The sequence below is a fragment of the Photobacterium arenosum genome, from assembly GCF_014841115.1.
GTDB lineage: Bacteria > Pseudomonadota > Gammaproteobacteria > Enterobacterales > Vibrionaceae > Photobacterium > Photobacterium arenosum.
Map to the genome: position 1 here is coordinate 170,191 of NZ_JACYTP010000005.1, position 17,468 is coordinate 187,658.

16 protein-coding genes are annotated in these 17,468 nt (G+C 52.1%); 5 read left to right on the forward strand and 11 right to left on the reverse strand.

From position 1 onward, the window contains the following. Positions 1 to 21 precede the first annotated feature (21 nt). From IFO68_RS10295 to yacG, 4 genes are read left to right on the forward strand one after another with little or no spacing between them, the layout of a single operon-like run. Positions 22 to 909 (forward strand): prepilin peptidase, encoded by an 888-nt coding sequence (locus IFO68_RS10295; RefSeq protein WP_192015809.1) that lies wholly within the window; start codon positions 22 to 24, stop codon positions 907 to 909. Further along, positions 906 to 1,517 (forward strand): dephospho-CoA kinase, encoded by a 612-nt coding sequence (coaE, locus tag IFO68_RS10300; RefSeq protein WP_192015810.1) that lies wholly within the window; start codon positions 906 to 908, stop codon positions 1,515 to 1,517. Before IFO68_RS10295 ends, coaE begins: the two co-directional genes overlap by 4 nt. Positions 1,518 to 1,555: 38 nt before the next feature. Beyond that, the gene (zapD, locus tag IFO68_RS10305; protein ID WP_192015811.1) at positions 1,556 to 2,320 is read left to right on the forward strand and encodes a cell division protein ZapD; all 765 of its coding nucleotides are present in this window, start codon (positions 1,556 to 1,558) and stop codon (positions 2,318 to 2,320) included. Positions 2,321 to 2,327: 7 nt separating this feature from the next. Next, the gene (gene yacG, locus IFO68_RS10310; protein WP_192015812.1) at positions 2,328 to 2,531 is read left to right on the forward strand and encodes a DNA gyrase inhibitor YacG; all 204 of its coding nucleotides are present in this window, start codon (positions 2,328 to 2,330) and stop codon (positions 2,529 to 2,531) included. Between the two features lie 38 nt (positions 2,532 to 2,569). On the opposite strand, the gene mutT is transcribed toward yacG, so the two are convergent. Next, positions 2,570 to 2,968 carry an 8-oxo-dGTP diphosphatase MutT gene (mutT, locus tag IFO68_RS10315; RefSeq protein WP_192015813.1) on the reverse strand — a complete coding sequence of 133 codons (399 nt, stop codon included), beginning with the start codon at positions 2,966 to 2,968 and terminating at the stop codon, positions 2,570 to 2,572. A 118-nt stretch (positions 2,969 to 3,086) separates the two neighbouring features. Next, positions 3,087 to 5,804 (reverse strand): preprotein translocase subunit SecA, encoded by a 2,718-nt coding sequence (gene secA, locus IFO68_RS10320; protein ID WP_192015814.1) that lies wholly within the window; start codon positions 5,802 to 5,804, stop codon positions 3,087 to 3,089. Positions 5,805 to 6,206: 402 nt separating this feature from the next. Here secA and IFO68_RS10325 point away from each other — a divergent pair, with 402 nt between their 5' ends. Further along, entirely contained in the window at positions 6,207 to 6,665 is a 459-nt protein-coding gene (locus tag IFO68_RS10325; RefSeq protein WP_192015815.1) for a DUF721 domain-containing protein, read from the forward strand. A 63-nt stretch (positions 6,666 to 6,728) separates the two neighbouring features. On the opposite strand, the gene lpxC is transcribed toward IFO68_RS10325, so the two are convergent. The 9 genes from lpxC to mraY all read right to left on the reverse strand — a co-directional run bounded on the left by lpxC (position 6,729) and on the right by mraY (position 17,468). Then, positions 6,729 to 7,646, reverse strand: coding sequence for a UDP-3-O-acyl-N-acetylglucosamine deacetylase (lpxC, locus tag IFO68_RS10330; protein ID WP_192015816.1), 918 nt, complete (start codon positions 7,644 to 7,646; stop codon positions 6,729 to 6,731). A gap of 115 nt (positions 7,647 to 7,761) precedes the next feature. After that, entirely contained in the window at positions 7,762 to 8,946 is a 1,185-nt protein-coding gene (gene ftsZ / locus IFO68_RS10335; protein ID WP_027253672.1) for a cell division protein FtsZ, read from the reverse strand. A gap of 33 nt (positions 8,947 to 8,979) precedes the next feature. Beyond that, complete coding sequence (ftsA, locus tag IFO68_RS10340; protein ID WP_027253673.1) at positions 8,980 to 10,236, reverse strand: cell division protein FtsA; 1,257 nt, start codon at positions 10,234 to 10,236, stop codon at positions 8,980 to 8,982. Between the two features lie 26 nt (positions 10,237 to 10,262). Next, the gene (locus IFO68_RS10345) at positions 10,263 to 11,015 is read right to left on the reverse strand and encodes a cell division protein FtsQ/DivIB (RefSeq protein WP_192015817.1); all 753 of its coding nucleotides are present in this window, start codon (positions 11,013 to 11,015) and stop codon (positions 10,263 to 10,265) included. Positions 11,016 to 11,314: 299 nt separating this feature from the next. Next, positions 11,315 to 12,772: a UDP-N-acetylmuramate--L-alanine ligase gene (murC, locus tag IFO68_RS10350; protein WP_192015818.1), complete on the reverse strand. Its 1,458-nt coding sequence runs from the start codon at positions 12,770 to 12,772 to the stop codon at positions 11,315 to 11,317. Positions 12,773 to 12,788: 16 nt separating this feature from the next. Continuing rightward, a complete protein-coding gene (murG, locus tag IFO68_RS10355; RefSeq protein WP_192015819.1) occupies positions 12,789 to 13,850 on the reverse strand; it encodes an undecaprenyldiphospho-muramoylpentapeptide beta-N-acetylglucosaminyltransferase in 1,062 nt (353 codons plus the stop codon). Further along, positions 13,837 to 15,045 carry a cell division protein FtsW gene (gene ftsW, locus IFO68_RS10360; RefSeq protein ID WP_192015820.1) on the reverse strand — a complete coding sequence of 403 codons (1,209 nt, stop codon included), beginning with the start codon at positions 15,043 to 15,045 and terminating at the stop codon, positions 13,837 to 13,839. The genes murG and ftsW overlap by 14 nt, the downstream gene beginning before the upstream one ends. Next, on the reverse strand, positions 15,039 to 16,385 hold the full coding sequence (gene murD / locus IFO68_RS10365; protein ID WP_192015821.1) for a UDP-N-acetylmuramoyl-L-alanine--D-glutamate ligase: 1,347 nt from the start codon (positions 16,383 to 16,385) through the stop codon (positions 15,039 to 15,041). The genes ftsW and murD overlap by 7 nt, the downstream gene beginning before the upstream one ends. Further along, on the reverse strand, positions 16,386 to 17,468 hold the full coding sequence (gene mraY / locus IFO68_RS10370; protein ID WP_027253679.1) for a phospho-N-acetylmuramoyl-pentapeptide-transferase: 1,083 nt from the start codon (positions 17,466 to 17,468) through the stop codon (positions 16,386 to 16,388).

Here is a 17,468-nt window from a genome sequence, read left to right on the forward strand (position 1 = left end):
TGATGGAAAATGAGTAATCTCATGGCGTTACTGACCTACTATCCCTGGCTTTACCCTCTGGCGGCCACTATTTTCGGCCTGATCGCCGGCAGCTTTCTGAATGTGGTCATCCTGCGCCTGCCTGTCATGATGGAAAGACAATGGCGCGCAGATTGCGCCGAGTGCTTTTCAGAACATGCGGAAATTGGCCCCCAGCCCGTTTTTAATCTCAGTGTGCCGGCTTCCAGTTGCCCGCACTGCCAGCATAAGATCCGCGCCTGGGAAAACATTCCAGTCGTTAGCTGGCTCTTGCTCCGTGGCCGGTGCAGTAACTGCAAAACAAAAATCAGTGCCCGGTATCCGGCCATCGAGCTTCTGACGGCACTCACAGCGCTGGCCGCCGCACTGGTGCTGCCATTCTCGGCCTGGAGCCTGGCAGTGATTGGCGCCGGTTGTGCCCTGATCGCCCTGACTTTCATTGATATTGATAAAATGCTGCTGCCGGATCAGCTCACTCTGCCCCTGATGTGGGCAGGTTTGCTGCTGGCCCTGCTGAATGTCAGCCCGGTCAGTCTGGAATCTGCCGTGATTGGAGCCATGGTCGGTTACCTGTCGCTCTGGAGCCTGTACTGGGTATTCAAGCTGCTCACCGGCAAGGAAGGCATGGGTTACGGCGATTTCAAACTCCTGGCCGCACTGGGAGCCTGGGCCGGATGGCAGTTGCTGCCTTTTATTGTCCTGCTATCTTCCTTGCTCGGCGCTATCTGTGGCATCATTTTGCTGCGTATGCAACACAGTGACAGCCAAGCGGGTATGCAGACGCCGTTTTCATTCGGTCCTTATCTTGCTCTGGCCGGGTGGATAGCCCTGCTTTGGGGTGCCCCCGTTCTTAGCTGGTATGTAGGGACATATTTAGGATATCCATTATGACTTTGGTAGTCGGCCTGACTGGCGGCATTGGCAGCGGTAAGACCACAGTAGCTAACCTGTTTGCCAACTATGGCATTGATATTATTGATGCCGATCTGATTGCAAGAGACGTCGTGGCACCAGGCTCAGCAGGCCTGAAAGCCATTACTGAACGCCTCGGGAATGACATCCTGCTGACAGATGGCCAGCTCAATCGCAGTAAACTCAGAGAGGCTATCTTTAATGAGCCAGCGTTAAAAGCCTGGCTGGATAGCCTGCTGCATCCCATGATTCGCCAGCAAATGAAACAGGATATCAATAAAGCCACCTCGCCTTATTGTCTGTTAGTTGTACCCTTAATGGTGGAGAATCAGCTGCAAGCCATGACCGACAGACTGCTGGTGATTGATGTTCGGGAAGACATACAGATAGCCCGTACCACGGTTCGAGATAAGGTCAACGACGATCAGGTCCGTAAAATTCTGGCGGCCCAGGCCACCCGGGAACAACGGCTTGCGGCGGCTGACGATGTGATTGATAACAATGGTGACAGCCACCAGTTACGCGGTGAAGTTGCCCGGCTGCATCAGCAATATCTGCTCCTGAGTGAGCAGGCTGATCGCAATTGATACAGCGCTGATCAAGAGATGAATAACAGGCCCGCACTATGCAGACTAACCGGCAGACAACCCGTTTTGAACACCCGTTAAACGAAAAAGTCCGTATTTACCTGCGACTGGAGTATTTATTGCTCCAAATGAATCACACCAGTGAATCGGAAGATCCCTGGCAATATCAGCTTTTTTTCCGTGCTTTGTTTGATGTGCTGGATATTCTTGATCAGATCCAGGTGAAAAGTGAGCTGGCCAAAGATCTGGATAAGCAGCAGTCTCAGCTCAAGCTCTGGCTGGATGTCGACGGTGTAGATCAAAGTGCAGTGCTGTCGCTGCTGGATCAAATGGCTTCCATCCATCACAACCTGATCACAGCTCCGCGTTTGGGCCAGATCTTACGTGAAGATCGCTTTCTGGCCGGGATCAAACAGCGCTTCTCGCTGCCCGGCGGCAGCTGCTGTTTCGATTTGCCCAGCCTGCATCACTGGTTACATCTGTCGCAGGACGGCAAACAGGCAGATATGGCGTACTGGTTAGATCAACTCAAGCCAATGGCTCAGGCGATTCAGCTATGGCTGAGAGTCACCAGGGAATCCGGCCCCTTTAAACCTCAGATAGCCCGCAACGGTTTTTTCCAGCATGAGGCGGAAAATGCCAGCCTGCTACGATTGCAAATTTGCCCCAGCTATGGGGTTTACCCTATGATATCCGGTCACCGCAGCCGGTTTGCCATCCGATTCATGCCCTTTGATGAAGGGCAGAGCACGACGAGTAATCCGGTTAGCGAAAGAATTGAATTCACACTAGCGATTTGCTGAGGTTCCCGTGTCGCAACAAAGAACACCCACGATAGTCCAATGCCCTACCTGCCAGGCCGACGTTGTATGGGGAGAAGTCAGTCCGTACCGACCTTTTTGCTCCAAACGTTGCCAGCTTATCGATTTAGGGGAATGGGCGGCAGAAGAAAAAGCCATACCCGGCGCCCCTGACATGTCAGACTCAGACGGCTGGTCAGAAGATAACGCGTAACATAGCGGGTCAACAGCCCGCTACCAAATCTGCTGGTTTTATCGGGCCAGCAGCTTATCAATAACCGGATAGTTGGCTTCGGGGAAAGTGAATTCCCGCAGCGCATCCAATGTCACCCATTGGCCGGGTTGTCCCTCACGGCCGTACGCTTCGCCATCAAAGGCCTTGATTAGGAAAAAATCGAACTTTAAGGCTTTTTCCGGATAGTCATGCTCTAACTCAATAAAGTGCTCCAGCTCGGTGGCTGTAATCCCCACTTCTTCGTTCAGTTCACGAATAACCGCTTGCTCTGCCGTTTCTCCCAGCTCTACCTTACCGCCGGCAAATTCCCAGAAGCCGCCTTTATGGGCCGTTTCGGCACGACGGGTGATGAATACTTTATCCTGCTGGCGGTTCAGGATAATGCCCGCCGATATCCAGACTCGTTTTTTATTCACGCTGCTTACCTGTTCAAATACTATTTCGCTCTGTCAGCAGAGCACTTGACTGATTTTAACCTTTGACAGAAAAAAACAAAGGCCGCATTCGCGGCCTTTGAATAATTACCTTGCCAAATCAGCTAATTCGGCCATGGCATTGTTTGTATTTCTTGCCAGAACCGCAAGGACACGGCTCGTTGCGGCCAACCTTACGCTCACCGGCCGGGGAATCTTCCCCGCCCTGACTGGTTTCGGCCACGGCACTGGCTGCTTCCTGATGGTTGAATTGCTGGCGACGGGCCATTTCTTCGGCCATGCGCTGGCGTTCCGCTTCGACACGTTCCACTTCATCCTGCTGCTGCACCCGTACCTTGCTCAGGATAGCCACGACGTCGGTTTTCAGGTTTTCAAGCATGCCCTGGAACAGTTCGAAAGACTCACGCTTATATTCCTGTTTCGGGTTCTTCTGAGCGTAACCGCGCAGATGAATCCCCTGACGCAGATGATCCATAGCCGCCAGATGCTCTTTCCAGAGTGTATCCAGATTCTGCAGCATCACGGTTTTCTCAAAGTTACGCAGCACTGGGGCGCCAACAGCTTCTTCTTTGCTGCTGTACACACTGACAGCTTCAGCAACAATGCGCTCGCGTAATGCTTCCTCATACAACTTATCATCGCTGTCCAGCCACTGCTGAACCGGTAAATCCAGGTCAAAGTCTGCTTTCAGGCGCTCTTGCAGGCCAGGGATATCCCACATTTCATCCAGTGACTGCGGTGGAATATAGGTATCTATCACGCTGTTCAGCACATCTTCGCGATTATGCGAAATCATTTCACTGATATCATCGGCGTGCATCAGTTCATCACGCAGTTCGTACACCACTTTACGCTGGTCGTTCGCCACATCATCAAATTCCAGCAACTGTTTGCGGATATCGAAGTTACGGCCTTCAACTTTGCGCTGCGCATTCTCGATGGCTTTCGTCACCCATGGGTGTTCGATAGCTTCACCTTCTTCCATGCCCAGCTTTTTCATCATCGCGGACACCCGGTCTGAGGCGAAAATACGCATCAGGCCATCTTCCATCGACAGGTAGAAACGTGAAGAACCGGCATCCCCCTGACGACCGGCACGGCCACGCAGCTGGTTGTCGATCCGGCGCGATTCATGGCGTTCAGTGCCTATGATATGCAGGCCACCCGAGTTAAGCACCGCAGCATGACGCTCTTTCCATGCCGTCTTAACAGCAGCAATTTGCTCCTCAGTCGGCTCTTTCAGGGCTTCGACTTCACTCTGCCAACTGCCACCCAATACGATATCGGTACCTCGACCAGCCATATTGGTCGCGATAGTCACCGAGCCAGGTTTACCTGCCTGAGCAACGATATCCGCTTCTTTTTCGTGGAATTTGGCATTCAGAACCTGATGCGCTATACCGGCTTTTTTCAGCTGGCTGGAAAGCAGCTCAGACTTTTCAATCGAGACCGTACCCACCAGCACTGGCTGACCATTGGCAACACGGGCATGAATATCTTCGGTGATAGCGACGAATTTTTCTCTTTCGGTCATGTAAACCAAATCACCCATATCATCACGGATCATAGGCTTATTAGTTGGCACAACCACAGTTTCCAGGCCATAAATGCTTTGGAATTCGAAGGCTTCGGTATCCGCTGTCCCCGTCATACCAGACAGTTTTTCATACAGGCGGAAATAGTTCTGGAAAGTGATAGAGGCCAGCGTCTGGTTTTCATTCTGGATTTTAACGCCTTCTTTGGCTTCAACCGCCTGATGCAGACCTTCAGACCAGCGACGGCCCGGCATGGTACGACCCGTGTGTTCGTCAACAATGATGACTTCGTTATCTTTGACGATATAGTCAACATCACGCTCAAACAACACATGCGCACGCAGTGCAGCATTCACATGGTGCAGCAGAGAAATATTGGCAGGTGAGTATAAGGTGTCGTCTTCTTGCATCAACTCGCGTTGCTTCAGCAATTCTTCGACAAACTCCTGACCATTTTCTGTCAGGTGAACCTGCTTTGATTTCTCATCAACCGTGTAGTGGCCTTCACCACGATATTCTTCGCTGTCTTCCTTGTCCTCTTTGACAAGCTCAGGGATCAGTGTGTTGATCTGGGTATAGAGCTCAGAGCTGTCTTCAGCAGGGCCGGAAATAATCAGAGGGGTACGGGCTTCATCGATGAGGATGGAGTCCACTTCATCCACAACCGCAAAAAAACGTTCACGCTGCACTCGGTCTTCCGGTCGGAAAGCCATGTTGTCACGCAAGTAATCGAAGCCAAACTCGTTGTTGGTGCCGTACAATATATCGCACGCATAGGCTTCTTTTTTCACCGGTGGCGGCATCTGAGACAGGTTCACGCCCACTGTCATTCCCAGGAATTCAAACAGTGCCCGATTGGTTTCTGCGTCACGGCTGGCCAGGTAATCATTCACTGTCACAATGTGAACGCCTTTGCCCGTCAGTGCGTTGAGATAAGCCGGCAGAGTGGCTGTCAGTGTTTTACCTTCACCAGTGCGCATTTCTGCAATTTGGCAGTCATTGAGCACCATACCGCCGATAAGCTGCACATCAAAATGACGCATACCGAACACACGCTTAGAGGCTTCGCGTACGGTTGCGAAGGCTTCAGGCAGCAGCTGATCCAGCGATTCTCCCTGTTCCAGACGCTGACGGAACTCTGCCGTCTTAGCCTTCAGCTCTTCATCCTGCAGGCTTTCAAATTGTGGTTCTAGCTTGTTGATCTCATCAACAATTTTACGCAAACGTCGAATGGTACGGTCGTTGCGGCTGCCGATAACTTTAGTCAGTAGTTTTGATAACATGGCTATGCCGTTTTACTCTTTGTGATGTCAGATCCCAGCACATGCGCAGGCTGAGTACTCAATAAATTGCAATCAAAACGAAGCCCTTCCATGCTCCGCCCTTCCCAATACTATTCGTTAACTTCAAGCTGGGTTGAAAACAAATGTCTGTGATGGAGATATTGTGTTTCCCTTGCTAAATTTCAAGGGCAATCAAGGCACAATATCATGCTTTACGAATTGGAACCATGCACCTCAACGCCAGAAAAAGCGCAGGCCGCTCCCTTAATTTGTTATGATAAAAAATATTCTCTGGTCCGCCTATCATTAAGGCGATAACTTAGTGATCAGATAGTAAAATTTAGATCTCACTCCGTTCGGTGCGTTCTTTACATTCATTAAATTCATTTTTACGGCGTCAAAATGAGAGATCACCGCCCACAAACAACAGCCAGCCTGCTGGATGATGAAACGGCATTGGGCAATATCCAGCAAAGAGCCATGGCATTGCATAAGCTCAATGTGCAGGTACAGCAGCATCTCAATTGCGCGCAACTCTGCCGTGTCAGCAACTACCGGCAAGGAATATTAGTGATTGAAGTCGCATCGGCGGCCTGGTCAATGCGGCTGAATTATGAACGGAACCAGTTGATACAACGGCTCCGTGAACATATGCTGCCTCAGCTTCAGGATATCAGGGTCAGTGTCAATCCGGTTCTGGCGGCAACGACAGTGAAAACCAACAGCACCTCTGTGCTGAAACGTAAGCCCATTTCACAAAAAGCTGCGCAGTCTCTGATGGAAACCGCTCAGGATGCCCCAGCCAAAGTCAAAGCCCGTCTGGAGCGACTGGCTGCTCTCGCCAAACAAAACAACCAGTAACCGGCACTACAGGTGAAAAAAAACGCCAGACAGAGTCTGACGTTTTTCTTTAATTGCTTAGCTTTACGCCAGTACCATGCCAGGCTGGGCAAAGGTTACCGGTACTTCGGCTTCGTCCTGGAATGTCGACCATTCAAAGGCTTCCTGATCAGCAAGTACAGCGCGCAGTAGCATGTTGTTCAGGGCATGACCGGATTTATAAGCCACCATTTCACCAATAATGTTGTGACCACACATATACAGGTCGCCGATAGCGTCGAGTACTTTGTGCGTCACCAACTCATTGTCGAAACGCAGACCTTCATCGTTCAGAATGCGATAATCATCAAGCACGATAGCATTATCGAAGCTGCCACCCAGACACAGGTTCTGAGACTGCAGATACTCAATATCACGCATAAAACCGAAAGTACGGGCACGACTGATATCTTTCACAAACGACTGGCTGGAAAAATCCAGTACCAGACGCTGCTGCTCGGAATCAATCGCCGGATGATTAAATTCAATCGCGAAATCCAGACGGAAACCGTTATACGGTCGCAGCTCCGCCCATTTATCGCCATCTTCAACGCGAACAGTTTTTTTCAAACGCAGAAAACGCTTAGGCGCATTCAGCGTTTCAATGCCGGCAGATTGCAACAGATAAATAAAGGGGCTGGCGCTACCGTCCATAATAGGAATTTCCGGTGCGTCCACTTCCACAATAACGTTATCAATACCCATACCAGCAAGGGCAGCATTCAGGTGCTCGACAGTTGAGATGCGTACGCCCTGATCATTCACCAGTGCGGTGCACAACATAGTATCTCGCACAGAATCTGCATTAGCCGGGAAATCCACCGGCGGATTTAGATCCGTACGACGATAGATTACACCAGTATTTGCGGCAGCAGGCCGCAGAATAAGCGTCACTTTACGCCCGGAATGCAAACCCACTCCAATCGTTTTAACGATGCTTTTTAGTGTACGTTGTCTGATCATCTGCTTACTCGTCTCAACTGACTGATGACTATTTATCGGCCACCAATCTGCAAACTTGAGGGCGGCCAGGCGCTCATATTACCACCAAACGTGACCTAACCCAAATTTTTTAAACTTAGTCTGCCTGCTTGCGCAAAAATGCTGGGATATCCAGATAGTCATGATCGGCTTGCTGCTTAGGCTTAGCGGCCGTAGCGGCTGACCCTGACTGAACACTTTTCTCAGCAACAGCGGGTTGTGCCGGCGTTTTAGCTGCGATCGGTTCTTCCTTCTCCTGGATCACAGGCTTTTCCTGTGCTGCAGGCTTGGCTGAGCTGGTGACCAGAGTAATATCCGGACGAGACTCTTTACCAATACCGGTTGCCACAACTGTCACACGCAGCTCATCGGTCATATCCGGATCCAGAGACGTACCGATCACCACAGTTGCGTTATCAGAAGCAAAAGCTTTCACTGTATTACCGACAGTTTCAAACTCGTCCAGACGCATATCCAGACCGGCAGTAATGTTCACCAGAACACCACGGGCACCAGCCAGATCGATGTCTTCCAGCAGCGGGCTGGAAATCGCCATTTCTGCTGCTTCTTCCGCTCGGTCTTCACCTGTCGCAACACCGCTACCCATCATGGCATGACCCATTTCGGACATCACAGTACGTACGTCTGCAAAGTCGACATTGATCATACCCGGGCGGGTAATCAGCTCAGCAATACCCTGAACGGCGTTTTTCAGTACGTCGTTTGCTTTTGCAAAAGCGTCTAACAGCGTGATACCACGCCCCAGCACTTTCAGCAGCTTCTCGTTTGGAATCGTAATCAACGAATCAACGTGTTTGGACAGCTCTTCAATGCCCTGTTCCGCAAACGCCAAACGTTTTTTGCCCTCAAAGCTGAATGGCTTAGTGACAACAGCAACCGTTAGAATTCCCAGTTCTTTCGCTACTTCAGCAATGATAGGCGCCGCACCTGTACCTGTGCCGCCCCCCATGCCTGCAGCGATGAAGACCATATCAGAACCTTCTAATGCTTCCCTGATCGCTTCACGATCTTCCAGGGCTGAATCACGACCAACCTGAGGGTTAGCGCCTGCGCCCAAACCTTTGGTGATATCACCACCAATCTGGATCACTGTGCCGACGTTACTCTTACGCAAAGCCTGCGCATCAGTGTTAACACTGATAAAGTGTACGCCTTCGATCGATTCACGAACCATGTGATCGACAGCGTTACCACCACCACCGCCAACGCCAATGACCTTAATTACCGCTTCATCAGACAATTCCATCATCGGTTCAAACATGTGTTCTCTCCGTTCTTCCTGTTCGCATCAGGTTTAAAATTCTTTTCTTAGCCAACCACTAATTTTAGTGAACAGACCTGCAACTGACCGTTTTGGTTCAAGTTCACCATCTTCAAATGTCTGACTGTCCTTTCCGTAATGCAGTAAGCCTACTGCTGTCGCGTAATGCGGGGCCTGGACATAGTCCGTTAAACCACTCAATGCCAGCGGTCGGCCTAAACGTACCTGATTACGGAATACCCGCTCAGCACATTCGACCAGCCCTTCCATCTGTGAGGCTCCACCGGTTAACACTATCCCAGCGGCCAGCTGGTGTTTAACACCCGTATTACGCAATTGTTCTTGTATTTCCACCAACTTTTGATTAACCAGACCCAGCAACTCGCTGTATCTCGGTTCAATGACTTCGGCCAATGTCTGGCTTTGCAGGCTGCGCGATGGCCGACCTCCCACACTCGGTACGTCGACTTTGGCATCTTTACTGACCAGCTCGCTCAGTGCACAACCGTACTTCACTTTGATTTCCTCAGCATCACCTGGCGGTGTGCCAAAGGCATAAGCGATATCGCTGGTGACCACATTGCCTGCGTAAGGAATCACTTCCGCATGCCGCAATGCACCACCTGTCCAGACAGCCATGTCCATGGTGCCACCACCAATATCTATCACGCACACACCCAGTTCACGCTCATCTGCCGTCAGTACAGCATAACTGGCAGCCAGCCCGGAGAAGATCAGTTGATCCACTTTCAGGCCGCAACGCTCTACGGCTTTCACTATGTTACGTGCCATATCATTATGGCAAGTGATCATATGAACGCTGGCCTCCATCCGGACGCCGGACAAACCCACAGGGTTCTTGATACCTTCCTGGTAGTCAATGGCGAACTCTTGCGGAATCACATGCAGAGTGCGATGCTCATCGCTGATTTTCACCGATTTGGCAGTATGAATGACGTTATCCACGTCATCCTGAGTCACTTCTTTATCAGAAATCGGCACCATGCCTTTTTCGGTCTGGCAACGAATATGTTTACCAGACAGCGACAAATAAACAGAGGCAATTTGGCAGTCGGCCATTAATTCTGCCTGGTCAACCGCCCTTTGCACAGATTTGACGACAGATTCCAGATCATTGACGCCGCCTTTGTCCATGCCTTTAGACGGACTGCTGCCCACACCAATGACATTCACCTGGCCGTCAGGTAATGCTTCGCCGACCAAAGCGCATACTTTGGAAGTACCGATATCAAGGCCAACAATGAGTTTTTTATCTGTAGCCTTCGTCATTAGCGCACGCTCTTTTCCTGAACCACTTATTCATTATTCTGTTGCCATCCAACAGCAACACCTGTGTCGTAGCGGAGGTCAACATAATCAACGGCTTTACCCTGCTGTTCCAGATCCGGGTATAACCATAAAAACCGTTTGATACGCTCAATTCTGGCTTCCCGACCCAACTCCAGCCGGATTCCATTGCTTAGCCAGATTCGCCATGACCGCCGCTCATTTAACGACAGCCTGACAATTTCTAAACCGCCGCGCTGCAACTCGGGTTGCATTTCACGCCAGGTTTTGAGCATTTCCTCACTGCTGCCATCCGGTCCTTCCAGCGTTACCATAGGCTCGCCCGACACATCGGAAGACGGGGCATGAAACACCTGCCCTTGCAGGTTAACCAGATACTTGTCATTCCAGACAGCAGCTGGTTGATGCTCAACCAGATACACTTTTACGGTATCCGGCCATTGCTTTCGTACCGATGCCTGGGCAACCCAGGGTAAAGACTCCAGGGCATGCTGAAGCTCGTCCACATCCTGAAGCATAAAACTGCCCAGTGAGCCCATTTCAAGAATGCCCTGTCTGACCTGATTTGTGGTCAGATGATGCAGCTCACCCTGAATAATCAATTGGGATAACGGCAATCGGTTTGCATCTGTCATCCAGTGCACTACCGCGACAAACAACCAAGCCATAGCGGTTATGACCAGCACCAGAAAGCTTAAACCCCGCCACTGGGACAAAGTACTGCCAATCAAGTTACTCTGTTTCAAGGCTGTTTCTGTCATGGTTTAACACTTTATTTCCTGAATCATGTCAGTCTGCCGTTATTTTATGGACCAGACAAGACAAGTGATGACTTATCAGCCACAAAATTTCACCAGAATCAGGATATAACAACAAAGCTGGCCGATTATACCGACCAACTCGATGCTCTCCAACCATTGTTCGCAATTTCCTGTGCTTAGACATCAAAGTGCATGCAAAAGCAGGATTATTCTGGCTTTCTCTTCAAGCTTAGCGAAGAAGTGCAAGAAAGTGACACAAAATAATCCAGATTTTAGCGTTTAAATGCCACACCGGCATATTATTTCTTCATTTCATGCACGCTGAGCGCCATCGCGGCCAGCTGTCGGGCAATTTTACCAACGTCACCAGCACCTTGCGTCAGAACAAGGTCATTCTCTTGAATAACATTGGCCAAAGCTCCCGGTAATGCCGCTGTGCTGGGCACAAAAATCGGATCGAGCTTACCCCGTCCGCGAATGGTACGGCACAGTGAACGTCCGTCAGCACCGGGGATCGCGACTTCACCTGCGCTGTACACATCCAGCATCAGCAGTACATCCACTTGCTCCAGCACATTGGCAAAATCATCATACAGGTCGCGGGTGCGGGTATAACGGTGAGGCTGGAATACCATCACCAGACGTTTACCCGGCCAGCCAGCACGAGCGGCTTTAATGGTGACATCCACTTCACTCGGGTGATGACCATAGTCATCCACCAGCATCACGTTGCCGTTGCCGCTGTCAAATTCACCCAGGTGATCAAAACGGCGGCCGGTTCCTTCAAATTCAACCAGCGCGCGCTGGATAGCGTCATCCTCTACGCCTTCTTCCGTCGCCACAGCAACGGCCGCGGCGGCATTGAGGGCATTGTGCTGTCCCGGAATATTGAGTGTGACTGACAGCTCCGGTTTCCCTTTTCGCAGAATCGAGAAATGTCCTTGCTGGCCCTGCTGACGATAATTCACCAACCGGACATCGGCATCCTCGGCAAAACCGTAGGTAATGACCTGACGCCCCACACGTGGCAGCAATTCCCGTACCACAGGATCATCAATACACATCACGGCCAGCCCGTAAAACGGCAGGTTATGAAGGAAATCAATAAAGGTTTGCTTCAGGTTTTCAAAGTTACCGCCATAAGTTTCCATATGGTCAGCTTCAATGTTAGTAACCACACACACCATGGGCTGCAGGTGGATAAAAGAGGCATCACTCTCATCGGCTTCAGCGATCAGATAGCGGCTGCAACCCAGGCGTGCATTGGTACCGGCACTCTTCACCAGGCCGCCATTAACAAAGGTCGGATCCAGTCCGGCTTCGGAATAAATCTGTGTAGTTAGTGCTGTTGTGGTTGTCTTACCGTGCGTACCGGCAATCGCAATGCCATGGCGATAGCGCATCAGCTCGGCCAGCATTTCCGCACGGCGGACCACGGGAATACGTAACTCACGAGCCGCTTTCAGCTCGGGGTTTTCCGCCGATATTGCGGTCGAGGCCACCACCACGCTGGCCCCTTCAACATTCGTACTCGCGTGACCAAAAAACAGCTCTGCACCACGCTCGCCAAGACGCTCAGTGACTGAGTTCGGGGTAATGTCCGAACCACTGATACGGTAGCCTTCATTCAATAATACTTCGGCGATGCCACTCATTCCGGCCCCGCCGATACCAACAAAGTGAATACGCTCAACGCGGCGCATCTCTGGCACCATGGTTCTGATTTTGGCTATTTGCTGGTTATCCAGTTTACTCATCACTCTGTTCTCTTCTTTACTTAGCCTGCGCCTTAATCACATCAGCCACTCGGACATCCGCATCAAGGATCGCAGCCTGTCTCGCCGCCTCGGCCATGCTCAGCAAAGCCGGGCGATCTAAGGTTGTAATTAGCTGTGCCAGACGATCGGCTGTCAGATCCGGCTGCTCTATCATGTGTGCGGCGCCGCACTCCACCAGATGATCCGCATTCAGGGCCTGCTGGCGGTCTTTATGCATGAAAGGCACGAATATCGCTCCGACGCCAGCCGCCGACAACTCAGAGACGGTCAGCGCCCCAGATCGGCAAACCACCAGGTCGGCCCAGTCATAAGCCGCCGCAACATCATCAATAAATTCAGTGACGTTATATCCCTGCACACCACACTTATTGTATAGCTGCTCAGTGCTGGCCTGATTTCCTTTACCTGCCTGATGCCAGATGTCGACATCTCCGCCCAGTTGCGCAGCGGCGGCCGGTACAGTCTGGTTCAGTATTCGTGCGCCCTGGCTGCCACCCATTACCAGGATCCGTACCGGACCCTCTCGCTCAGCCAGTCGCTGCGCTGGCGCTGCCAGCTCAGTCACATCGCGGCGAACCGGATTGCCAACCACAGGTTTGCCTGGAAACGCGCCGGGGAAAGCCTGTAACACGCTGGCCGCAATGCGCGATAACCAGCGGTTTGTCAGGCCCGCAACCGCGTTTTGCTCGTGAAGAATTACCGGAATACCGCTGAACCAGGCTGCTACGCCACCCGGACCGCTGACATAACCGCCCATGCCAAGCACCGCATCCGGTTGCCAGGCTTGGATATAGCGGCGGGCCTGCAATATCGCGCCCACAATCTGAAAAGGCGCCGCCAGCAGTTTTTTGATCCCCTGGCCGCGTAATCCTTTCACTTTAATAAAGTCTATTTCAATCCCGTGTTTAGGCACCAGGTCGGCTTCCATGCGATCTGCCGTACCCAGCCAGCGAATTTCCCAGCCTTGCTGCTGCAGCTTACGGGCCACGGCTAACGCAGGAAATACATGGCCGCCCGTGCCGCCAGCCATCACCAGCAAACGCTTATTTTTCTTCATTGTCATTTTCATCACTTGATTGCGCTGATCCGAAACGAGCCTGATGCCGTTGTTCATGATCAATGCGCAGCAAAATGGCCACGGCCGTCGACATAATGAACAAGCTCGATCCGCCGTAACTGATCAAAGGCAGAGTTAACCCTTTGGTCGGTACTATACCGGCCGCCGCCCCGACATTGACCAAGGTCTGGAAAGCAAACCAGAACCCGATGCCGAATGCCAGAAAACCGCCGAACAACTGGCCAGACTCCAGACTTTTCTTTCCGATGAACAGTGCCTTGAACACCAAGGTAAAGATAAGCAAAAGCACCAGAGTCACCCCCAGCAGCCCCAGCTCTTCGGCCAGTACAGCGAACACGAAATCAGTATGAGCTTCGGGTAAATATTCCAGTTTCTGAATGGAATTGCCCAGGCCTTGTCCCATCCAGTCACCCCGACCGAATGCCATCAAAGATTGTGTCAGCTGGTAACCACTGCCAAAGGGATCTTCCCAGGGATCCAAAAAAGCGGTGATCCGGCGCATGCGGTAAGGCTCGAACACAATCAGCATTACTATGCCCAGTAACGCCATCGAGAGCATGGCCAGGAACTGCCACAACTTAGCCCCGGCAATAAACAGCATGCCGACTGTAGTGACAAACATCACGACAAAGGAACCCAGATCCGGCTGTTGCAGCAGTAAAATAGCCATGAGCGCCAGCACGGCCAGCGGTTTGATAAAGCCGTAAAAACTTTGTCTGACCTGATGATACTGGCGCACCAGATACCCGGACAGAAACACAAAGAGCGAGAGTTTAGCCACTTCCGCTGGCTGCAGGTTAAAGATCCCCAGCGGAATCCAACGAACCGCACCGTTAACCGAACGGCCAACGACCAGCACAATCACCAGCAAGGCCAGCGATACCAGCAACATAGGCACACTCAGCTGACGCCAGCGCTCCAGCGGCACCTGGACCATGAAAGCGGCAATAATCAGGGCACAGAACAGAAAAAAGGCATGGCGCAGCGCAAAATAAAACGGCATGTCTGTCAGGCGTGTGGCCACAGGCACAGAGGCGGAGCTGACCACAACCAGACCGGTCACCATCAGGGACAGACTGATCCACACCAGTTGTCTGTCATACTGACAAGGCGGGGCCGGCCGGCTAAACCACTGGCTGATTTCAAACAGGGTATCTTTTACCCCTTTCAGCATGCCTGCACTCCCTGCACCTGATCTTTCAGGCTGTGAGCCAGCTCAGCAAAAGCGTCGCCACGTGCCATAAAATTAGAATACTGGTCCAGGCTGGCACAGGCCGGAGACAGTAATATCATGTCGCCGGATCTCGCTTCCGACGCTGCCAGTGCCATCGCCTGATCTAAGGTTTCCACCACGACCGGGGCATTTGACAAGGTCAGGAACCGGTGACCGTCACGGCCAAAACAGTACAGCTGAACGTTGAGGGTCTCCAGCACAGGTTTGAGCGGCGTAAAGTCCGCCCCCTTGCTGTCACCGCCCACCAGTAAATGCACTTTGCCCGGAATGGACAGACCATTCAGCGCAGCCAGCGTACTGGCGAGATTGGTGGCTTTCGAGTCATTGACCCAGTCAACACCGTGCGCCTGTACCACACGCTGACAACGGTGCGGCAAACCAGTATAACGGCGCAGTGTCCGGCAGGCAGCGTCACGGTCAATACCCGCCGCGTCTGCCAGCGCCAGCGCTGCCAGGCTGTTAGCCACATTATGGCGGCCGACCAGGGCAATGTCCCGGCTTGGCATCACAGGCATGCCATGCACCGCCAGGTACTCTTCACCCTGGTGCTGAATCAGTCCGTAGTCTTGCCCATCAAAGCCAAAACTGGTTCGCATACCTTGCCATGAGCCATCCGGCAATGTCGCCGCATCGTCACGATTGCTAATGGCCAGCCGGGCATGACGGTAAATACGTTGCTTGGCCTGACCATAGTCGGCAAGGCTGTCGTACCTGTCCATATGATCTTCAGACAGGTTCAGGTAGGCCGCTGCAGCCAGTTCGAGCGAAGCTGTGGTCTCGAGCTGAAAACTCGACAGCTCCAGCACATACAGTTCATTACCTTGTTCTAACATATCCAGGGCAGCCAGGCCGATGTTGCCGCCTACTCCCGCTTTGATACCCGCTTCAGCGGCCATGGCACCGACCAGGCTGGTGACTGTGCTTTTACCGTTTGAACCGGTAATCGCCAGCACCGGCTTATCGGCTGCCAGGGCAAACAATTCAATATCACCAATCACAGGAATGCCAGCCGCGATGGCGGTTTGCAACTCAGGCGTACTCAGGGCGACCCCCGGATTAGCGACGATCAGATCCGCCGCCAGCAGCCAGTCCATCTGCCACTGACCGGCACTCAGGCTGACACCGTCTGGCAATTGATCCTCTCCCGGGGGATGGGCCCGGGTATCAATCACCTGAATTGCCGGCGGTGACGGCTGCCTTGTCAGGTAGTTCACCACCGACAGTCCGGTTACACCCAGACCCACGACCACAACGTTACCTGCCTGTGCCAAGTGATTCATTTAGCGCACCTTCAGTGTTGCCAGCGCAAACAGCACCAGCATCAGGGTGATGATCCAAAAGCGCACTATCACACGTGGCTCGGGCCAACCTTTCAGCTCATAGTGATGATGAATCGGCGCCATACGGAAGATTCGCTGGCCTCGCAGCTTGTAAGAGCCCACCTGCAGGATCACAGACACAGTTTCCATGACAAAAACACCGCCCATGATCACCAGCAACAGCTCCTGACGAACCAGTACCGCAATCGTCCCCAGAGCGCCACCCAGCGCCAGCGAGCCGACATCGCCCATGAAGACCTGTGCCGGATAGGTGTTAAACCACAAAAAGCCCAGACCGGCACCAACTATGGCCGCACACACCACCACCAGTTCACTGGCGTTACTGATATACGGAATATTGAGGTAGCTGGCAAAGTTCACATTACCGGTCGCCCAGGCAATAAAGGCCATACCGGCCGCCACCATCACAGTTGGCATAATGGCCAGACCGTCAAGGCCGTCAGTCAGGTTCACCGCGTTACTGGTGCCGACAATGACAAAATAAGTGAGCACTATGTACAGCGCGCCAAGCTGGGGCATGACATCTTTAAAGAAAGGCACCACCAGCTGGGTCGCTGCCGTGTCTTTCCCGTAGGCATACAGGGCAAAGGCAACAACCAGGGCAATCACCGACTGCCAGAAATATTTCCAACGGGCGATCAAACCATCGGTATTCTTACGAACCACTTTGCGGTAATCATCAATAAAGCCGACGATACCGTAGCCGAGCATAACGGTCAGCACAGCCCAGACATAAGGGTTGCTGATATCAGACCACAGCAGTACTGTGATGGTGATCGCCGCCAGAATCATGACACCGCCCATGGTCGGCGTGCCACGCTTACTGAAATGAGACTCGGGTCCGTCATGGCGCACCACTTGGCCAATCTGCATCATCTGCAAACGGGCAATCAGGCGAGGCCCCATCCATAATGAAATAAACAAAGCTGTCAACACGCTGATAATGGCGCGAAACGTCAAGTATTCAAACAGACGGAAAAAAGGAAAAGTCGACTCTAATAAGTCTGCTAACCAAAAAATCAT

What these genes read in the sequence shown, in the direction of transcription:
- coaE (WP_192015810.1), top strand. Translation starts at nt 906, where the DNA reads ATGACTTTGGTAGTCGGCCTGACTGGCGGCATTGGCAGCGGTAAGACC.
- murD (WP_192015821.1), bottom strand. Translation starts at nt 16,385, where the DNA reads ATGAATCACTTGGCACAGGCAGGTAACGTTGTGGTCGTGGGTCTGGGT.
- mraY (WP_027253679.1), bottom strand. Translation starts at nt 17,468, where the DNA reads ATGATTTTTTGGTTAGCAGACTTATTAGAGTCGACTTTTCCTTTTTTC.
- IFO68_RS10345 (WP_192015817.1), bottom strand. Translation starts at nt 11,015, where the DNA reads ATGACAGAAACAGCCTTGAAACAGAGTAACTTGATTGGCAGTACTTTG.
- IFO68_RS10325 (WP_192015815.1), top strand. Translation starts at nt 6,207, where the DNA reads ATGAGAGATCACCGCCCACAAACAACAGCCAGCCTGCTGGATGATGAA.
- IFO68_RS10295 (WP_192015809.1), top strand. Translation starts at nt 22, where the DNA reads ATGGCGTTACTGACCTACTATCCCTGGCTTTACCCTCTGGCGGCCACT.
- murC (WP_192015818.1), bottom strand. Translation starts at nt 12,772, where the DNA reads ATGAGTAAACTGGATAACCAGCAAATAGCCAAAATCAGAACCATGGTG.
- murG (WP_192015819.1), bottom strand. Translation starts at nt 13,850, where the DNA reads ATGAAGAAAAATAAGCGTTTGCTGGTGATGGCTGGCGGCACGGGCGGC.
- ftsW (WP_192015820.1), bottom strand. Translation starts at nt 15,045, where the DNA reads ATGCTGAAAGGGGTAAAAGATACCCTGTTTGAAATCAGCCAGTGGTTT.
- lpxC (WP_192015816.1), bottom strand. Translation starts at nt 7,646, where the DNA reads ATGATCAGACAACGTACACTAAAAAGCATCGTTAAAACGATTGGAGTG.
- ftsA (WP_027253673.1), bottom strand. Translation starts at nt 10,236, where the DNA reads ATGACGAAGGCTACAGATAAAAAACTCATTGTTGGCCTTGATATCGGT.
- zapD (WP_192015811.1), top strand. Translation starts at nt 1,556, where the DNA reads ATGCAGACTAACCGGCAGACAACCCGTTTTGAACACCCGTTAAACGAA.
- secA (WP_192015814.1), bottom strand. Translation starts at nt 5,804, where the DNA reads ATGTTATCAAAACTACTGACTAAAGTTATCGGCAGCCGCAACGACCGT.
- ftsZ (WP_027253672.1), bottom strand. Translation starts at nt 8,946, where the DNA reads ATGTTTGAACCGATGATGGAATTGTCTGATGAAGCGGTAATTAAGGTC.